Origin of the sequence: Curtobacterium sp. MCBD17_008, assembly GCF_003234475.1 — a bacterium.
Taxonomy (GTDB): Bacteria; Actinomycetota; Actinomycetes; order Actinomycetales; family Microbacteriaceae; genus Curtobacterium.
The window spans coordinates 16564-32093 of record NZ_QKTK01000009.1; the positions used below are offsets into that span (position 1 = coordinate 16564).

The window sequence follows — 15530 nt, forward strand, 5'->3', positions numbered from 1 at the left end:
GGCGGATCGGGAATCGTGTGCGCCCGGAGAGTTGTTCCAGCGAGCATGACGACGACGCTCTCCCGCACCACCGACTCCAGCCAGCCCCTCGTGCCGCTCCTCGAGGAGCGCTGGAGCCCCCGCTCGTTCGACGAGTCCGCCACCATCTCGGACGACCAGCTCGACGCGCTCCTCGAGGCCGCTCGCTGGGCGCCGTCCGCCGCGAACACGCAGCCCCGCCGCTTCGTCGTCGGTCGCCGTGGCACCCCGACCTTCGACGCGATCCACGCGTCGCTCATGGGCTTCAACGGTGCCTGGGCGCACCGCGCCGGTGCGTTGCTCGTCGCGATCGCCGAGCCGGTGACCGCGGACGGCGAGCCGCGTCGCTGGGCGGAGTACGACCTCGGCCAGTCGGTCGCCGCGCTCGCCGTCCAGGCGCACGCCGAGGGCCTGCACCTGCACCAGATGGGCGGCTTCGAGGTCGACGCCATCCGCTCGGCGTTCGCCCTGCCGGAGCACCTCGTGCCCGTGACGGTCACCGCGATCGGGCACGTCGCCGACCCGTCGCAGCTCGACGAGAAGGCCGCCGCCCGGGAGACCGCGGAGCGCACACGCCTCCCGCTCGACGAGGTCGTGCTCGTCAAGGAGTGACCCGACGGGCGGGCCCGGCACGCCTCCGGGCCCGCCCCACTCGGTCCGGACACCGGGTCCTGGCATGATCGAGGGCATGTCCACACCCCGCCTCGTCGCGTTCGACCTCGACGACACGCTCGCCCCGTCGAAGTCGCCGCTCGACCCCCGCATGCTCGACACCTTCGCGTCCCTGCTCGAGGTCGTCCCCGTCGCCGTGATCAGCGGCGGCAACTTCCAGCAGTTCGAACAGCAGCTCGTGTCCCCGCTCCGCGACCGGGACGGCCTGGCACTCGACGCGCTGCACCTCATGCCGACCTGTGGGACGCGGTACTACCGGTGGGACGCCGGGGACTGGGCACTCCAGTACGCCGAAGACCTGACCGACGACGAGAAGACGCGTGCCCTCGCCGCGGTCGAGGCCCAGGCCAAGGCCGCCGGGTACTGGGAGTCCGAGACGTGGGGCGCCATCCTCGAGGACCGCGGTTCGCAGATCACGTTCTCCGCGCTGGGCCAGACGGCTCCGGTGGACGTCAAGAAGCTGTGGGACCCGACCGGTGCGAAGAAGGACGACCTCCGTCGCCGCGTGCAGGCCGAGCTCCCCGACCTCGAGGTCCGCTCCGGCGGCTCCACGAGCATCGACATCACCCGTAAGGGCATCGACAAGGCGTACGGCATGCAGCGCCTCGCGGAGCTGACCGGCATCGCGCTCGACGACATGCTCTTCGTCGGGGACCGGCTCGACCCGGAGGGCAACGACTACCCGGTCAAGGCGCTCGGCGTCCCCTGCCACGCGGTCGAGGGCTGGGAGGACACCGACGCGTTCCTCCGCGAGTTGGTGCCCACGCTCCGCACCGCCTGACGGCGGACCACGGGACGGACGGGAGGCTCCCCACCGGCGGGTGGGGAGCCTCCCGTCCGTCGTCCGCGCGCGTGCGGCTCAGGGGATGCTGCGGACCGCCTCGACGAAGGCGCGGATCCGTGCCACGTCCTTGACGCCGCGTGACGACTCGACGCCGCTCGAGACGTCCACGCCGTCCGGGTCGAGCCGCTGCACGAGGTCGGCGACGTTCGCGGGGGTGAGTCCGCCGGCCAGGATCCAGGCTTCGTCCACCGACCCCGTGAGCGTGGCGGGGTCGACGAGGTGTCCGCTCCCGGGCTCGGCCGCGTCGAGCAGCAGGAGGTCGTGGTCGAAGGAGGCGCGCTGCTCGGGCGTCTCGCGCAGGTAGTCGGCGGCGGCGACGGCCCGGATGGTGAAGAACCCGGCGTCGCGGGCGCGGGCGAAGTCCGACGCGGACTCCCGGCCGTGCAGCTGCAGGGTGGTGAGGCCGACCTCGGAGGCGATGCCGACGACCTCGTCGATCGCCTGGTCGCGGAAGACCCCGACGGCGTCGATGCCGTCCGGCAGCCGCTCCACGAGTGCCTTCGCGGCGTCGGCGGTCACCGTGCGGGGGCTGCCCGCGGCGAAGACGAAGCCGACCGCGTCCGCACCGGCGTCGACGGCGGCGTCCAGGGTCTCCGGCGTCGAGAGGCCACAGATCTTGATCCAGCGCTGGTCGCTCATGCACCCATCCTGCCCGATCGCTCCGCGCGCGGACGGGTCGGGAGCGGCGCGCTCAGCGAACGCTGCCGGCCGGGCTTGGCGGTGCGGTGCGGTGCGGTGCAGTGCCCGGCGGTGCGGTGCAGGTCAGTGCAGCGCGCCCACGACGTACGACCCGACGCAGGCGGCGGCGACCGCGAGCGCGGTGACCGACGCCGCGATGACGTTCCGTCGGCGCCAGCGGCGGGCGGCGTCGAACGTGCCACGTCGTGCGTGACGGTGAGCGGCTCGGTGCATCCGGTGTTCGCGTCGGTGCACCTCACGACCGGGGCCGAGCGGAACCGGTCCGGTCACCTGGGTCGACCCGCCGCGGAGAGCGCGCGCGACCGCGACCGCGGTCGGGCGCTTCGCGGGGTCGCGGGCGGTCATCTTGGTGAGCAGGTCACGCCACTCCGAGGCGACCGAGTCGGGCACCGACGGGTTGCGGCGGAGCCGGGCGAGCGCGGCCTCGATGACGGTGCCGGAGTACTCCTGCACGCCGGTCAGCGCCTCGAGCAGCACGAGTCCGAGCGAGTAGACGTCGGTGGCGTAGCTGATCGGCTCCCCGGCGACCTGCTCCGGCGACAGGTAGGCGGCGGTGCCGATGATCGTGCCGTCGTTCGTCAGGCGGGAACCGTCGACGAAGTGCGCGACGCCGAAGTCGGTGAGCTTGACCGTGCGGACGAACCCGGAGGCGCCCTCGTCGCTCAGCAGGATGTTCGCCGGCTTCACGTCGCGGTGCACGATCCCGCGGGAGTGCACGTACGCCAGGGCGTCGGCGAGCTGGGCGCCGAGGTCCGCGACCTCGTAGTTGTGCAGCGGCCCCTCGGCCAGGCGGCGGAGCAGCGTCGCGTCGGCGATGAGCTCCATCACGATGTAGCGGTGCGGGCCGTCCTCGAAGTCGTGCGTGCCGGCGTCGTAGAGCGGGATGAGCCCGGGGTGCGAGAGCATGCTGAGCAGGCGGATCTCACGCTCCTGGCGCACCCGGTCCGCGGTGGTCATGCGCTCCGGCGTGGCGAACATCTTCACGGCGACGGCGCGGTACGTGTGTTCGTCGCGGGCCTCGTACACCGAACCCATGCCGCCGGTGCCGATCAGTTTCACGAGACGGTACCGTCCTGCCAGGACGGTCTCCGCCCGCGCGCTGTCGGTGGCCAGGCTCATGGTGCACGTCGATCCCTCGGGAGTCCGGATCCGCGTCGGGTGTTCGCGGTGTGACTCCCCGGCCACGGTACCCGCGGCCCCGCCGATCCGAGCCGCGGTTACCCGAATGTGACCGGCGCAAGGGCCGGAACTGCGCACCAGGGATGATCCAGCGGCCGCGCGTACCGTCCACGTCCCGGACGGAGTGTCCTCCGGAGGACGGCGGGAGGCCGACATGCGCAAGGGTGACGAAGTCCAGTGGAACACGTCGCAGGGGAAGACGACGGGCAAGCTCGTCGAGAAGAAGACGGAGGACTTCGAGTTCGACGGGCAGACCTTCAAGCCGACGGACGACGACCCGTACTGGATCATCGAGTCGGAGAAGTCGGGCAAGCAGGCCGCGCACAAGGAGTCGGCGCTCACCGCGAAGTGACGAGCGCGCTCGGCGTGGTCGCCGGGGTTGCGGGACCGCCGGGGTCAGTTCCGGGCAGCCGCGCGGCCCCGGCGGATGCGCCGGACGACGAACGCGACGACGACCACCACGACGGCGAGGTACACCGCTCGGTCGATCCATTCGGTGTACCCCTCGATGCGCTCGTACTGCGTCCCGAGCGCCGCGCCACCGAGCACGAGCACCGAGTTCCACAGCCCGCTGCCGAGGATCGTGAAGACCGAGAACGTGGCGAGGTGCATCCGGTCGGCACCCGCTGGCAGTGAGATGAGGCTGCGAACGACGGGGACGAGGCGTCCGAAGAACACCGCGCTCTTCCCGTGCCGGTGGAACCACGACGCCGCCTTGCGGAAGTCGTCCTCGTCGACGAGCGGGAGCTTGCCGAACCACCGGACGGTCCGCTCGAAGCCGATCACCGCGCCGAGCCAGTAGAGCACGAGCGCCCCGACGTACGAGCCGACGGTCGCGAGGACGAGCACGAGCGTCAGGTCCATGCGCCCGGCACCGCCGAGGAAGCCCGCGAGCGGCAGGATCACCTCGGACGGGATCGGCGGGAACACCGTCTCGATGAAGAGCATGAGGGCGACGCCCCACTCCCCCATCGTGTCGATCACCTGCAGGACGAGGCCGGTCAGCCCGCCGATGTCGGGGTCCGGGCCACCTCCCGATCCGGAGGACGCGGTGGTGGCGCCGACGTGGGCGACGGTCGAGGGTACGGCGGTCGTCATCCCGCCACCTTGCCTGAGTGGCCTGACAGACTCCGGGGTGCGGCCCCGCCCCGGCTCCCGCCCGCGGAGCGGGGGCGTCGGCACGAGACGCCGCCGAAGGCACGAGACGCCGCCGGATCCGGCGGCGTCTCGTGCCTTCAGCGGCGTCTCGGCAGCCCGGCGGCGTGTCGCAGGGCTCGACGCGCTACGCGGCGACCGGCGCGCGCTGCCCCACCGTCTCGCCGGCGGACCCTGCCTCGGCGGCAGCCGCGTCGGTCGCGGCCGGCGCCCGGCGCACCCACTTCTTCAGCGCGACGAGCACGAGCGCGGACACGACCGTGCCGGCCACGATCGCGACGGTGAACATGAGCAGGTTCCCGATCGCGAAGAACACGAAGAACCCGCCGTGCGGTGCCCGCGAGGTGACGTCCGCCGCCATCGAGATCGCACCCGTGACGGCCGCACCGACCATCGACGCCGGGATCACCCGCAGCGGGTCGGCGGCGGCGAACGGGATCGCGCCCTCGGAGATGAACGACGCGCCGAGCAGCCACGCGGCCTTGCCGTTCTCCCGCTCGGGCTTCGTGAACCCCTTGCGGTACAGGACGGTCGACGCGAGCGCGAGGGCGAGCGGCGGCACCATGCCCGCGGCCATCACGGCGGCCATGATCTCGAACGGCACGACGTTCGACGCACTGCCGGCACCGAGCCCGGCGACGGCGAACGCGTAGGCCACCTTGTTGACGGGACCGCCGAGGTCGAACGCCATCATCAGGCCGAGGATGATGCCGAGCAGGACCGCCGAGGCACCGGAGAGCGAGTTGAGGAAGCCGGTGAGCTGCGTCATCAGCCAGGCGATCGGGCCGCCGAGCACGAGGAGCATGAGGCCCGAGGCGATGATCGACGCGAACAGCGGGATGATCACGACCGGCATGAGCCCGCGCAGCCAGCGCCAGGTCGGGATGCGGCCGATCCAGTACGCGGCGGCACCGGCGATGAGGCCGCCGACGAGCCCGCCGAGGAACCCGGCGTTCATGAACACGGCGATGGACCCCGCGACGAAGCCCGGCGCGATGCCCGGCCGGTCGGCGATCGCGTACGCGATGTACCCGGCGAGCGCTGCCACCAGGAACCCGAGCGACACGGAGCCGATCTGGAAGGCCGCGGCACCGAGGTAGTACCCGAGCCCCTGCGACGGCAGATCGAGCAGGGTGGAGTGCTGCAGCGTCCAGACCGCGTTGTTGACGCCGTCGTCACCGTGCGCCAGCGCGATGCCGTAGCCCGACAGCAGGAAGCCGAGGGCGATGAGGAGCCCGCCGCCCGCGACGAACGGGATCATGTACGACACACCCGTGAGCAGCCAGCGCTTGAGCGCCTGCCCGAAGTGCTCGTCCTTCGCGGTGCTCGTGCCCGCCTCGGCCGCGGAGCCGGAGACCCGGGCGGCCGCGGGGTCGTCGGCCGCGCGGAGCGCCTCGGCGATCATCGCGTCCGGCTCGTCGACGCCGCGCTTGACCGGGCCGGAGACGAGCGGCTTGCCGGCGAACCGCGAGCGGTCCCGGACGTCGACGTCGACCGCGAAGACGACGGCGTCGGCTCGGGCGATGAGGGCGGGGTCGAGCGGCTCGACCTGCGAGGACCCCTGCGTCTCGACGTGCATCTCGGCACCGGCCCGCTGGGCGGCCGCGACGAGGGCGTCGGCGGCCATGTAGGTGTGCGCGATACCGGTCGGGCAGGCGGTGACGCCGACGATGACCTTCCGGCGACCGGCGGTGCCGGTCGTGTCGCTGTCGACGACGTGCGTGTCCGCTGCCGGGGTGGGACGGGCCTCCTGGCCGGTCGCGGTGGAGGCCCGACCAGCGGCGCCGACACCGGCTGCGGCGACCTCGCCGCTCACCTCGCGGTCGACCAGGTCGACGATCTCCTGCGGGGTGGTCGCGGCGCGGAGGGCGGCGGTGAAGTCCTCGCGGATGAGCGCACGTGCGAGGGTCGACAGGACGGTGAGGTGGTCCTTGTCCGCGCCGTCGGGCACCGCGATCATGAACACGACGTCGGCGTCGCCGTCGGGCGCACCGAACGGCACCGTCCGCGCGAGGCGGGTGAAGGCGAGCGTCGGGGCCGTGACCGAGGTCGACCGGGCGTGCGGGATGGCGATGCCGCCGGGGACCCCGGTGCCGACGCTCGCCTCGCGGGCGATCGCGTCCGTGGCGAGGGTCTCGCCGGAGGCGGCGCGGCCGGTCGCGGCGATGCGGTCGGCCAGGACGCGGATGACGTCGGACGAGGTGGCGCCGAGGTCCTCGTCGAGGCCGACGAGGTCGACGCCGATCAGGCCGGCACCGTCGCCGGCGCCGGTGCTGTGCGCAGCGGACATGGGTTGCTCCTTCGCAGTGGCGCGGTGCGCCGGGGGGCTGTGCTGGTGGGACGGGTGTGCTGGTGGTGCTCCGGCGGCGGGGCGGGCCGGGAGGCGGACGACGGACCGGGGAGGTCAGACGACGTGCGGGACGGGGTGGTCGGTGGCGTGCTCCGCTGGGGAGCTGTCCGCCGACGGGTCGAGGCGACGGACGACGACGGCGTCGGGGTCGGTGGCGTCGAGCGCGGGGACGTCACTGCCCGGGAGGCCCGCGGCGGCTGCCCCGGTGGCGACGGCCTGGGCGAGTCGACGCTCCTGCGGAGCTCCGGCGACCTCCGCGAGCAGGTACCCGGCGAGCGCGGAGTCACCCGCTCCGACGGTCGAGCGTGCCGTGATCCGTGGTGCCGCTGCCGACCACGAGCCGGTGCCGTCGACGAGGACGGCGCCGGCGCTGCCGAGGGTGAGCAGGACGGTGTCCACGCCGCGCTCCCGGAGCCGTGCGGCTGCGGCGGCGGCGAGTCCCGGCTCCTGCTCGTACGCCTCCGGGTCGCCGCCGACGACCTCGGCGAGTTCCTCGGCGTTCGGCTTCACCAGGTCGATCCGCTCCCCCGACTGCAGCAGCGCGGTGAACGGGACGCCGGACGAGTCGACCGCGACCTTGACGTCGTCGCCGTGCCGCTGCCGGACCGCGCGGACGAGCACGGCGAGTGCGTCGTCCGGCAGTCCCGGCGGGAGGGACCCGGCGAGCACGACCCAGCGTGCGGCCGGTCCGGTCGCGGTGGGCCCGGCGGTGGTGGCGACGAGCTCCGCGAGGTCGTCGAGCCGGCCGGCGAGCGACGGGCCCGGCTCGTTGAGCTTCGTCGTCGTGCCGGTCGGCTCCGTGACCGTGACGTTCGAGCGGAGCGTGGCGCCGATCGGCAGGGCTGCGGTGGGGATCCCGCGGGTGGCGAGGCCGAGCAGCACGGGGTCGGTCTCGTCGCCGGGCAGGACCGCGACGGTGTCCCCGCCGCTCGCGACGACGACCCGCGAGACGTTGACGCCCTTGCCGCCGGGCTCGGCCGTGGACCGCACGGCTCGCTGGACGGCGCCGCGCTGGAGTTCCCCGGACAGTTCGATCGTGCGGTCGAGCGAGGGGTTCGGCGTCACGGTGACGATGCGGGCGCTCATGCGACGACCACCTCGACGTCGGCGTCGGCGAGGGCCCCGGCGAGGTCGGCCGGCGGCTCCTGATCGGTGACGAGCGTGTCGATCTCGTCGAGTCGGGCGAAGCGCATGAGGGCCTCGACGCCGTGCTTCGCCGCGTCCGCGAGGACCACGCTCCGTCGGGCGGCGAGGACGTAGGCGGCCTTCACCGCGGCCTCGTGCTCGTCGGGCGTGCTCAGGCCGAAACCGGCGGACAGGCCGTTCGTCCCGACGAAGGCGACGTCGGGGCGGAGCGCGCCGATCTGCTCGACGGTCGCGGTGCCGACGGCGGCGCTCGTCACCCCGCGCACCCGGCCGCCGAGCAGGTGGAGCTCGACGTGTGCGCTGTGCTGGAGGACGCCCGCGATCGGGACGGAGTTCGTGATGACCGTGATCGTCGCGCCGGGGGTGGCGGGCTCCCAGCGGGCGAGCTCGGCGGCGACTGCACCGCTCGTCGTGCCGGCGTCGAGCGCGATCGATCCGGTGAACGTCGGTGGGACCAGGCGCATGGCGGCCCGGGCGATCGCGGTCTTCTCCGGGCCGTGCTGCCCCTCCCGCTCGGCGACGCTGAGCTCGACGAGGCTCGACCGCTCGACCGGGACCGCTCCGCCGTGCACACGGCGCAGCACCCCGGCGGTCTCGAGGGCGTCCAGGTCGCGGCGGACGGTCTCCGTGGTGACGTCGAAGTGCTCGGCGAGCCCGGCCACGGACACCCGGCCCGCGGACTGCAGGGCCGCGGCGATGGCCTCGTGCCGCTCCGTTGCGTACATGCCCGGACTCCTTCGTTCCCGTTGGTTCTGAGCACTGTACGTGCTGAACCAACACGAACGCAACCGTTCCACAGGAGAACCAACATCACCGACGCGGAGGAAGGCACGGGACCGGTCCGTCCGACCCGGCCCCGTGCCTCCCGGCTCGGTCCTGCCCGCCCGCCTCAGGCCGCGGCGAGCGCCGACGTCGGCGGGATCCGCGCCGCCTTCGCAGCCGGCGACAGCCCCGACAGCCCGCCGATGAGTACGGTCGCCCCGAGCCCGCCGGCGACGGCCCAGAGCGGGACCGCGACGGGCCACCCCTGTCCGAGCGCGAACACGAGCGTGACGACCACGCCGATCACCACCCCCGCGACACCACCGAGGAACGACAGCAGCAGGGACTCGACGAGGAACTGGTTCCGGACGTCCCGTCGCCGCGCTCCCAGCGCTCGGCGGACACCGACCTCCGCCCGTCGCTCGAGCACCGTGATCACCATCGTGTTCGCGACGCCGATCCCGCCGACCAGGAGCGCCACGCCACCGATGCCGACGAGCAGCCCGGTGAACGAGTCGTCGGTCGCGTTCTTCGCCGCGAGTGCATCGGACGGTCGGGTCACCGCGACGTCCGCCGGGGACGCCGGGCTGACCGTCCGCGGGAGCTGGTCGCGGACGGCGGCGACCCGGTCGGGGTCGGCCCTGGTGTAGACCGCGGACGGATGCCCGTCCCAGCCGAGGTCTGCGGCGAGGCCACGGGGCACGAAGACCTGGTTGTCGAGGTCCTCGGCGAGCTGCAGCGGCCCGAGGACGCCGACGACCTGCACCCAGCGACCGCCGAGCCACACGCGGGTGTCCGCCGTCACGCGGTCGATGCCGAGGGCGCGCGCCGCCGTCGCGCCGAGCACGACCTGTGCCGGCGCCGCCGATCCCGGGTCGAGCCACCGGCCGGCCGCGACCGAGCCGCCGAGGACCTCGGGGACGTCCCCCTCGGCCCCGAGGACGCCGATGCCCTTCGTCTCCGCCGTCGGCACGTACGGGGTCCGGTAGACCCGTGCGTCCTCGACCTTGCCCACCCCGGCGGCCTCGAGCACGTCGTCCTGCCGCTGGACGGACTCGACGGCGGTGGCGGGCAGCGGCACCTGCTCCGCGAACGACTCCGCCTGCGTGACCGTCAGGACGTTCGTCCCGAGGGCGTCGAGGACCCGGTCGAGCGCGGCCTTGCTCGAGGACGAGATGCCCACGACCGCGATCATGGCGGCGATCCCGATCGCGATGCCGAGGGCGGAGAGCACGACGCGGGTCGGTCGGGTCCGCAGGCCGAACACCCCGAGCCGGAGCAGGTCCCCCGTGCCGAGCGTGCGTCGGGCGCTCACCGCGCGGCCTCGGTGGAGACGGCCGGGACCGCGCCGATCGCCGCTGCGAGGCGCGCTGCGTCGCTCCTGCTGTCGTCCTCGATCCGGCCGTCCCGCATGCGCACCTGTCGGGGCAGCGACGCGGCGAGTTCCAGGTCGTGGGTGATGACGAGCACCGTGGTGCCGGCCGCGTGCAGTTCGCGGAGCACACCGAGGATCGCCGCCCCCGCCACGGTGTCGAGCGCGCCGGTGGGTTCGTCGGCGAGCAGCACGGTGGGCTCGCCGACGATCGCGCGGGCGATGGCGACGCGTTGCTTCTCGCCGCCGGAGAGCTGGTGCGGCCGGTGGTCGACCCGGTGCCCGAGTCCGACGCGCTCGAGTGCTGCCACCGCCCGTTCGAGGCGCTCGTGCCGCGGCGTCCCCGTGTAGAGCAGCCCGTCCGCGACGTTCTCGGTCGCCGTGGCCCCCGCCTGCAGGTGGAAGTGCTGGAACACGAACCCGATGTGCTCGGCGCGGAGGGCGGAGAGCGCGTCGTCGGACAGCGCCCCGACGTCCGCGCCCGCGATCGTCACCGACCCGGTCGTGGGCCGGTCGAGCGTGCCGATGGTGTTGAGCATGGTCGACTTGCCCGACCCGGAGGGGCCGACGACGGCGACGAGCTCCCCGCGCCGGACCTCGAGCGAGACCCCGCGCAGGGCCTGCACCTCGCCGTACGACCGGGTGACGTCGGTGAGGACGAGGACGGTGTCCTCCCCCGCGGACCGCCCTGCTCCCGTGGTCGTGCCGGTCGCGGCGGTCGCGGCGGTCGTGGCGGTCGCGGCGGTGCCCGCGGTCCCGGGGGTGCCGGCGGTCACGAGGGCACCACCACGCGGGCGCCCTCGGCGACGTCGCCCGTCACCGCGGCACGGCCGTCGGCCACGAACCCGACCTGGACGGGGACGCGCCGGGTGTGACCGCCCTTCCCCACGACGTCGACGGCGTACCCGGACGAGCCGTGTGCGACCAGCGCCGACACCGGGACCGACAGGACGTCCCGCTCGGTGTGTCCGTCGGCCACGACCTGTGCGGAGGCTGCGTCGGGCAACTCCCGGTCGCCGGCGTCGAACGACACCGTGACGGTCACGGTCTCCTTGCCGTCGTCCGACTCGGCCGGGACGGTGTCGACGACCTCGCCGGCCATCGCATCCCCGCCGCCGTTGACGAGCACCCGAACCGCGGTGCCGACCGCGAAGGGCTCGGCGTCACGCTGTGCGACCGTCGCCGTGACCACCCGCTTCGTGCTCGTCACCTGCAGGACGTCGCCACCGGCCGGTTGTCCGAGTCGTCCGGGCACGGACGCCACACGGACCGTCCCGTCGACGAACGCGATCTGTCCCGAGTCGATCGTGCCGGTGACCTCGAGCCCGCGGTCCCGTTGCCACGCCCGGACGGCAGCGGCGGTCCGCGGACCGAACACGTCGTCCTCGGCGACGTCGTAGCCGAGCGCCGCGAGGTTCTCGTTGAGCTGCCGGACGTCGGCGCCGTGCAGCCCTCGGGAGAGGGGCCGCCAGAGCGGGGTGGTGCCGGTGAACGCCCGGACCGGCCGCTCGTCGACGGCGTACAGCGGTTCGTCACGGTGCACGACCTGTCCGGGCCGTGGCAGCCACGTGAGCGTCCCATCGCCGGCACCCTCCACCGGGGTCGGTGCACCGTACCCGAGGGTGCCGGCGGCCGTCCGGGACTCGACGAGGTCACCGCGCGTCACCTCCGCTGTCGGCCCGTGGTGCTCGGCGACGTGCTCGGCGGCCTCGGTCGAGGGTGCGGCGACGAGTGCCCACGTGGCGGTCCCTGCTCCGAGGGCGGCCACCAGGCAGACGGCCGTGGTCACGGTCCTGGCCCTGCGAGTCATGCTCATCGCCCGGCCTCCGTCCCCACGGTGCCGTACACCTCCGCGTCGCAGTCCTCCGCGACGCGGTCGAACGCGTCGGTGTCCGACGGCTTCCACCGGCGCTGGTCCTCCGTCCCGTCCGGGTAGTCGGGGAACCCGCCGTCCCGGATGCAGGCCGCCGCCTTCCTCCTCAGCGCGTCCCAGCCGGGTACCGGCTGGGCAGCGGGCGCGTCGGCGGCACCGCCGGAGCAGGCGTTCAGATCGGCGACCCAGCGGTCCGCGTCGACCCCCGGTGGGACGCTCACGCGGGCACGGGAGCCCCCGCTCTCGGCGAACTGCGAGTCGTCCACGTCGTGGCCGCGGTCCCGCATGCATGCGCCGACCTCTGCGGCTGACGCAGTGGATGCCGAGGGCGTGCCGGTGGCCGGAGGACGGGACTCGTCGTCGGGCGCCGACGAGCACCCGGTGAGCAGCGCCGGCACGAGCAAGGAGGCGAGCACGGCTCGCGCGTCGATCCGCATCAGCCGACCTCCTGCGTCTGCGTGTCCGGTGCGTACTGCTGCATGCACTTCTGCGCCAGTTCCTGGAACGCCGGCTCGCGGGCGGGCGGGTACCCGTCCGGGTCGAAGGAGATGCCACCGTCCGACCCGTCCTCCGGGAAGTCCGGGTACTCCTCGCGGACGCACGAGGCGACCTGCTGGTACTGGCGCACCCACTTGTCCTGCTCTGCCGAGTCGGCGCGGTGCACACCCAGGTCCTCCGCACACTCGTCCGCCGCGCTGTGGAAGCGTTCCTGGTCGACTCCCGCGGGCGAGAGGGCCGTCCCGGAGCTGACCTGGTCGTCGCTCGGGTCCTCGATGTCGAACCCGGCGGAGCGCATGCAGTCACCCCACTGGGCTCCGATGCCCGTGCTCGCGTGGGTCGGTCCGGCGGTGGGGTCCGTCGCGCCCGAGCATGCCGTGACGCCGGTCGTCAGCCCGAGGGCGAGCAGACCGGCGAGGAAGAGTCGTGTGCGTGGTCTCGTGGTCGTCGTCATGCCTCCAGCACAGCGGCCCAGGTGTTGCCGCAGCGGTACCGCCGAGGTCACATCGACGCAACACCGTTCCGCGCCGACAGCCCGCCGGAGGGCGTCGTCGACGCGCCTCATCCGACGCTCTGCGTCTTCGTGTCGGGCGAGTACTTCCTCGTGCACTCGTCGGCCCGCTGCTGGAACGCCGGGTCACCGGCGGGCGGGTACTCCTCGCGGTCCCACTCGATCACGCCGGGCCGCTGCTCCGGGAAGTCCGGGTAGGCGTCACGGATGCAGGACGCGACCTGGTCGTACTCGCGGATCCACTTCTCCTTCGAGGCGGAGTCGGCCCCGTGCACGCCGAGGTCCTCCGCACACTGGTCGGCCGCGGACCGGAAGCGGTCCTGGTCGACGCCGGACGGCGACGTGATGGTCCCGGAGCGGATCTGGTCGTCGCTCGGGTCCTCGACGGAGAACCCCGCGGAGCGCATGCACGCGCCCCACCGGGACCCGAGGCCGGCGTCGGCGTCCGCGGTCCCGGCAGCGGAACTCGGCGCCCCGGTACAGGCGGACAAGCCGGTGACCAACCCGAGGGCGAGCAGGCCGGCGAGGAGTGGTCGGGAGGATGATCTCGGTGTCGTCGTCATGCTCCGAGCAGAGCGGTCGGCACGTTGCGGCAGCGGTACCGCCGAGGTCACACCGACGAAACACCGATGCGCACCACGAGTCCACCGCGGTCACGCGGGTCGACGGCGAGGACCCACCCGTGCGCGCGCACCACGGCCGCCACGATGGACAACCCGAGCCCGCTGTGCCGCCGACCGGTGGTCGTGCTCGGCGGCTCGGCGGTCGTCCCGCCCCGCCGGAACGGCTCGGTCAACCGGGCGACCTCCGTTGCACGGACCTCCGGCCCGTCGTTCTCGACGAGCACCCCGGCAGCGTCGACCGTCACCCGGACGCTCCCGCCCGGCACGTTGTACTCGATCGCGTTGTCGACGAGGTTCCGCAGCGCCTGCCGCAGGAGCACCGGCTCACCCTGCACCGGGGGCACCCGGCCTGGAGGCCCGCCCTCCGTCCGGCAGGTCAGCGTCAGCCCGGCGGTCTCCGCCCGGGCGCGGTGTTCCGCCGCCACATCGTCCACGAGCGCCACCAGGTCGACCGCCACGGTCCGCCCGTCCAGTCCCCGGTCCGCCTCGGCGAGGACGAGCAACGACTCGACGAGGTGCTCGGTCCGCCGGTTCTGCTCGAGCAGTTCCTCCCGCGTGCGGGCCACGTCGGCCGGTCCGGCGTCGTCCGGCAACCCGATCTGGAGGGCCGCGCGCTGCACGGCGAGCGGCGTCCGGAGCTCGTGCGACGCCTGCGCGACGAACCGCCGCTGGCTCGCGAAGGCGTCCTCGAGCCGGTCGAGCAGGTCGTCGATCGTGTGCGCGAGCCGCCGGAGTTCGTCGTCCGGGCCGTCGAGCGCGATCCGCTCGTGCAGGGTCGACGCCGAGATCCGGCGGGCGGTCGCGGTGATGCGGTCCACGGGCGCGAGCATCCGCCGGCTCACCGCCCACCCGATCCCACCGGCGAGGACGCCCGCGCCCGTCACCCCGAGCACGGACCACTGCCACTGCAACCCGGCGACGACCGCCACCACCTGCACGCCACCGCTGCCGTCCAGGGTGACCGCTGTCGCAGGACCGCTGTCCGGGCCGACCGCGGGGACACCGTCGGCATGCCCGGCGCCGGGCTGCCGATCGAGCACCGCACGCTGCAGCGAGGCCTGGGACCCGAGGTTGACGACGGCGACGGTGCCGGCCGCGAGCGCCATCGCCGTCAGCGCGAACGCGAGGGCCGTCCGCGCCCGGATGCTCCACGTCCGCGTCACAGCGCGTAGCCCCGCCCGGGGACGGTCGTGATCGGATCGGGGGCGCCGAGCTTCCGCCGGAGCTTCGACATCGTCACCCGCACAGCCGTGGTGAACGGGTCGACGTTCATGTCCCAGACCTTCTCGAGCAACTCCTCGGCGGGGACGACCCGACCGTCCGCGCGCAGCAGTTCCTCGAGGACGCCGAGCTCCTTGCTCGTCAAGTCGAGCGGTCGGCCGTCCCGGGTGGCCATCCGCCGGTTCGTGTCGACCACGATCCCGCCGCGTTCGAGCACGGGCGCGACGGGCGCGAGGCAGCGCCGACCGAGGGCACGGACCCGGGCGACGAGTTCCGGGTACTCGAACGGCTTCGTCAGGTAGTCGTCGGCGCCGATCTCCAGGCCCTGGACCCGGTCGGCCAGCGACGTCGCCGCCGTGAGCATGAGGATCCTGGTGAGCGAGCCCCGCGCTGCCAACCGACGCGCGACCGCATCGCCGTGCAGGCCCGGGACGTCCCGGTCGAGCACGACGACGTCGTAGTCGTTGACGGCGAGGAGCTCGTCGGCGGTGTCGCCGCGGTACGCGACGTCGACGGCCATGTCCTGCCGCTGCAACCCCCTCGCGACGAGGTCGGCCAGCGCCGTTTCGTCGTCCACCACCAACACACGCACCGGAACATGATGTAC

17 protein-coding genes are annotated in these 15530 nt (G+C 73.6%); 3 read left to right on the top strand and 14 right to left on the bottom strand.

Annotated elements, in window-relative coordinates:
* Positions 1-45 precede the first annotated feature (45 nt).
* Together DEI95_RS09760 and DEI95_RS09765 are read left to right on the top strand one after the other, a co-directional pair.
* Positions 46-630 carry a nitroreductase family protein gene (locus DEI95_RS09760; protein WP_110823404.1) on the top strand — a complete coding sequence of 195 codons (585 nt, stop codon included), beginning with the start codon at positions 46-48 and terminating at the stop codon, positions 628-630.
* 76 nt (positions 631-706) lie between these two features.
* On the top strand, positions 707-1471 hold the full coding sequence (locus DEI95_RS09765; protein WP_110823948.1) for an HAD-IIB family hydrolase: 765 nt from the start codon (positions 707-709) through the stop codon (positions 1469-1471).
* A gap of 78 nt (positions 1472-1549) precedes the next feature.
* Here the strand turns inward: DEI95_RS09765 and DEI95_RS09770 are convergent, their stop codons facing one another.
* The gene (locus DEI95_RS09770; protein ID WP_110823401.1) at positions 1550-2173 is read right to left on the bottom strand and encodes a phosphoribosylanthranilate isomerase; all 624 of its coding nucleotides are present in this window, start codon (positions 2171-2173) and stop codon (positions 1550-1552) included.
* Between the two features lie 123 nt (positions 2174-2296).
* Positions 2297-3292 carry a serine/threonine-protein kinase gene (locus tag DEI95_RS09775; RefSeq protein WP_220036647.1) on the bottom strand — a complete coding sequence of 332 codons (996 nt, stop codon included), beginning with the start codon at positions 3290-3292 and terminating at the stop codon, positions 2297-2299.
* 274 nt (positions 3293-3566) lie between these two features.
* On the opposite strand from DEI95_RS09775, the gene DEI95_RS09780 reads away from it, so the two are divergent.
* Positions 3567-3764 carry a DUF2945 domain-containing protein gene (locus tag DEI95_RS09780; protein WP_110891495.1) on the top strand — a complete coding sequence of 66 codons (198 nt, stop codon included), beginning with the start codon at positions 3567-3569 and terminating at the stop codon, positions 3762-3764.
* Positions 3765-3808: 44 nt separating this feature from the next.
* On the opposite strand, the gene DEI95_RS09785 is transcribed toward DEI95_RS09780, so the two are convergent.
* The 12 genes from DEI95_RS09785 to DEI95_RS09835 all read right to left on the bottom strand — a co-directional run bounded on the left by DEI95_RS09785 (position 3809) and on the right by DEI95_RS09835 (position 15515).
* Positions 3809-4510, bottom strand: coding sequence for a DedA family protein (locus tag DEI95_RS09785; RefSeq protein ID WP_110823387.1), 702 nt, complete (start codon positions 4508-4510; stop codon positions 3809-3811).
* 184 nt (positions 4511-4694) lie between these two features.
* Entirely contained in the window at positions 4695-6857 is a 2163-nt protein-coding gene (locus DEI95_RS09790; RefSeq protein WP_111060111.1) for a fructose-specific PTS transporter subunit EIIC, read from the bottom strand.
* 114 nt (positions 6858-6971) lie between these two features.
* On the bottom strand, positions 6972-8003 hold the full coding sequence (locus tag DEI95_RS09795; protein WP_111060112.1) for a 1-phosphofructokinase family hexose kinase: 1032 nt from the start codon (positions 8001-8003) through the stop codon (positions 6972-6974).
* Positions 8000-8788, bottom strand: coding sequence for a DeoR/GlpR family DNA-binding transcription regulator (locus DEI95_RS09800; RefSeq protein WP_110890698.1), 789 nt, complete (start codon positions 8786-8788; stop codon positions 8000-8002). Before DEI95_RS09800 ends, DEI95_RS09795 begins: the two co-directional genes overlap by 4 nt.
* Positions 8789-8952: 164 nt before the next feature.
* Positions 8953-10140 (bottom strand): ABC transporter permease, encoded by a 1188-nt coding sequence (locus DEI95_RS09805; protein WP_111060113.1) that lies wholly within the window; start codon positions 10138-10140, stop codon positions 8953-8955.
* A complete protein-coding gene (locus tag DEI95_RS09810) occupies positions 10137-10823 on the bottom strand; it encodes an ABC transporter ATP-binding protein (protein WP_258367564.1) in 687 nt (228 codons plus the stop codon). Before DEI95_RS09810 ends, DEI95_RS09805 begins: the two co-directional genes overlap by 4 nt.
* A gap of 146 nt (positions 10824-10969) precedes the next feature.
* Positions 10970-11986: a peptidoglycan-binding protein gene (locus tag DEI95_RS09815; protein ID WP_181436265.1), complete on the bottom strand. Its 1017-nt coding sequence runs from the start codon at positions 11984-11986 to the stop codon at positions 10970-10972.
* 23 nt (positions 11987-12009) lie between these two features.
* The gene (locus tag DEI95_RS16690; protein ID WP_181436266.1) at positions 12010-12507 is read right to left on the bottom strand and encodes a hypothetical protein; all 498 of its coding nucleotides are present in this window, start codon (positions 12505-12507) and stop codon (positions 12010-12012) included.
* Entirely contained in the window at positions 12507-13022 is a 516-nt protein-coding gene (locus DEI95_RS09820; RefSeq protein WP_111060116.1) for a hypothetical protein, read from the bottom strand. Before DEI95_RS09820 ends, DEI95_RS16690 begins: the two co-directional genes overlap by 1 nt.
* 107 nt (positions 13023-13129) lie before the next feature.
* Entirely contained in the window at positions 13130-13642 is a 513-nt protein-coding gene (locus tag DEI95_RS09825; protein WP_146243643.1) for a hypothetical protein, read from the bottom strand.
* A 47-nt stretch (positions 13643-13689) separates the two neighbouring features.
* Positions 13690-14865 carry a HAMP domain-containing sensor histidine kinase gene (locus DEI95_RS09830; RefSeq protein ID WP_111060117.1) on the bottom strand — a complete coding sequence of 392 codons (1176 nt, stop codon included), beginning with the start codon at positions 14863-14865 and terminating at the stop codon, positions 13690-13692.
* Positions 14862-15515 (bottom strand): response regulator transcription factor, encoded by a 654-nt coding sequence (locus DEI95_RS09835; RefSeq protein ID WP_110890690.1) that lies wholly within the window; start codon positions 15513-15515, stop codon positions 14862-14864. Before DEI95_RS09835 ends, DEI95_RS09830 begins: the two co-directional genes overlap by 4 nt.
* Positions 15516-15530 lie beyond the last annotated feature (15 nt).

Coding starts and splice junctions, on each gene's coding strand:
- DEI95_RS09760 (WP_110823404.1), top strand. CDS start 46: ATGACGACGACGCTCTCCCGCACCACCGACTCCAGCCAGCCCCTCGTG.
- DEI95_RS09765 (WP_110823948.1), top strand. CDS start 707: ATGTCCACACCCCGCCTCGTCGCGTTCGACCTCGACGACACGCTCGCC.
- DEI95_RS09770 (WP_110823401.1), bottom strand. CDS start 2,173: ATGAGCGACCAGCGCTGGATCAAGATCTGTGGCCTCTCGACGCCGGAG.
- DEI95_RS09780 (WP_110891495.1), top strand. CDS start 3,567: ATGCGCAAGGGTGACGAAGTCCAGTGGAACACGTCGCAGGGGAAGACG.
- DEI95_RS09785 (WP_110823387.1), bottom strand. CDS start 4,510: ATGACGACCGCCGTACCCTCGACCGTCGCCCACGTCGGCGCCACCACC.
- DEI95_RS09790 (WP_111060111.1), bottom strand. CDS start 6,857: ATGTCCGCTGCGCACAGCACCGGCGCCGGCGACGGTGCCGGCCTGATC.
- DEI95_RS09795 (WP_111060112.1), bottom strand. CDS start 8,003: ATGAGCGCCCGCATCGTCACCGTGACGCCGAACCCCTCGCTCGACCGC.
- DEI95_RS09800 (WP_110890698.1), bottom strand. CDS start 8,788: ATGTACGCAACGGAGCGGCACGAGGCCATCGCCGCGGCCCTGCAGTCC.
- DEI95_RS16690 (WP_181436266.1), bottom strand. CDS start 12,507: ATGCGGATCGACGCGCGAGCCGTGCTCGCCTCCTTGCTCGTGCCGGCG.
- DEI95_RS09820 (WP_111060116.1), bottom strand. CDS start 13,022: ATGACGACGACCACGAGACCACGCACACGACTCTTCCTCGCCGGTCTG.
- DEI95_RS09825 (WP_146243643.1), bottom strand. CDS start 13,642: ATGACGACGACACCGAGATCATCCTCCCGACCACTCCTCGCCGGCCTG.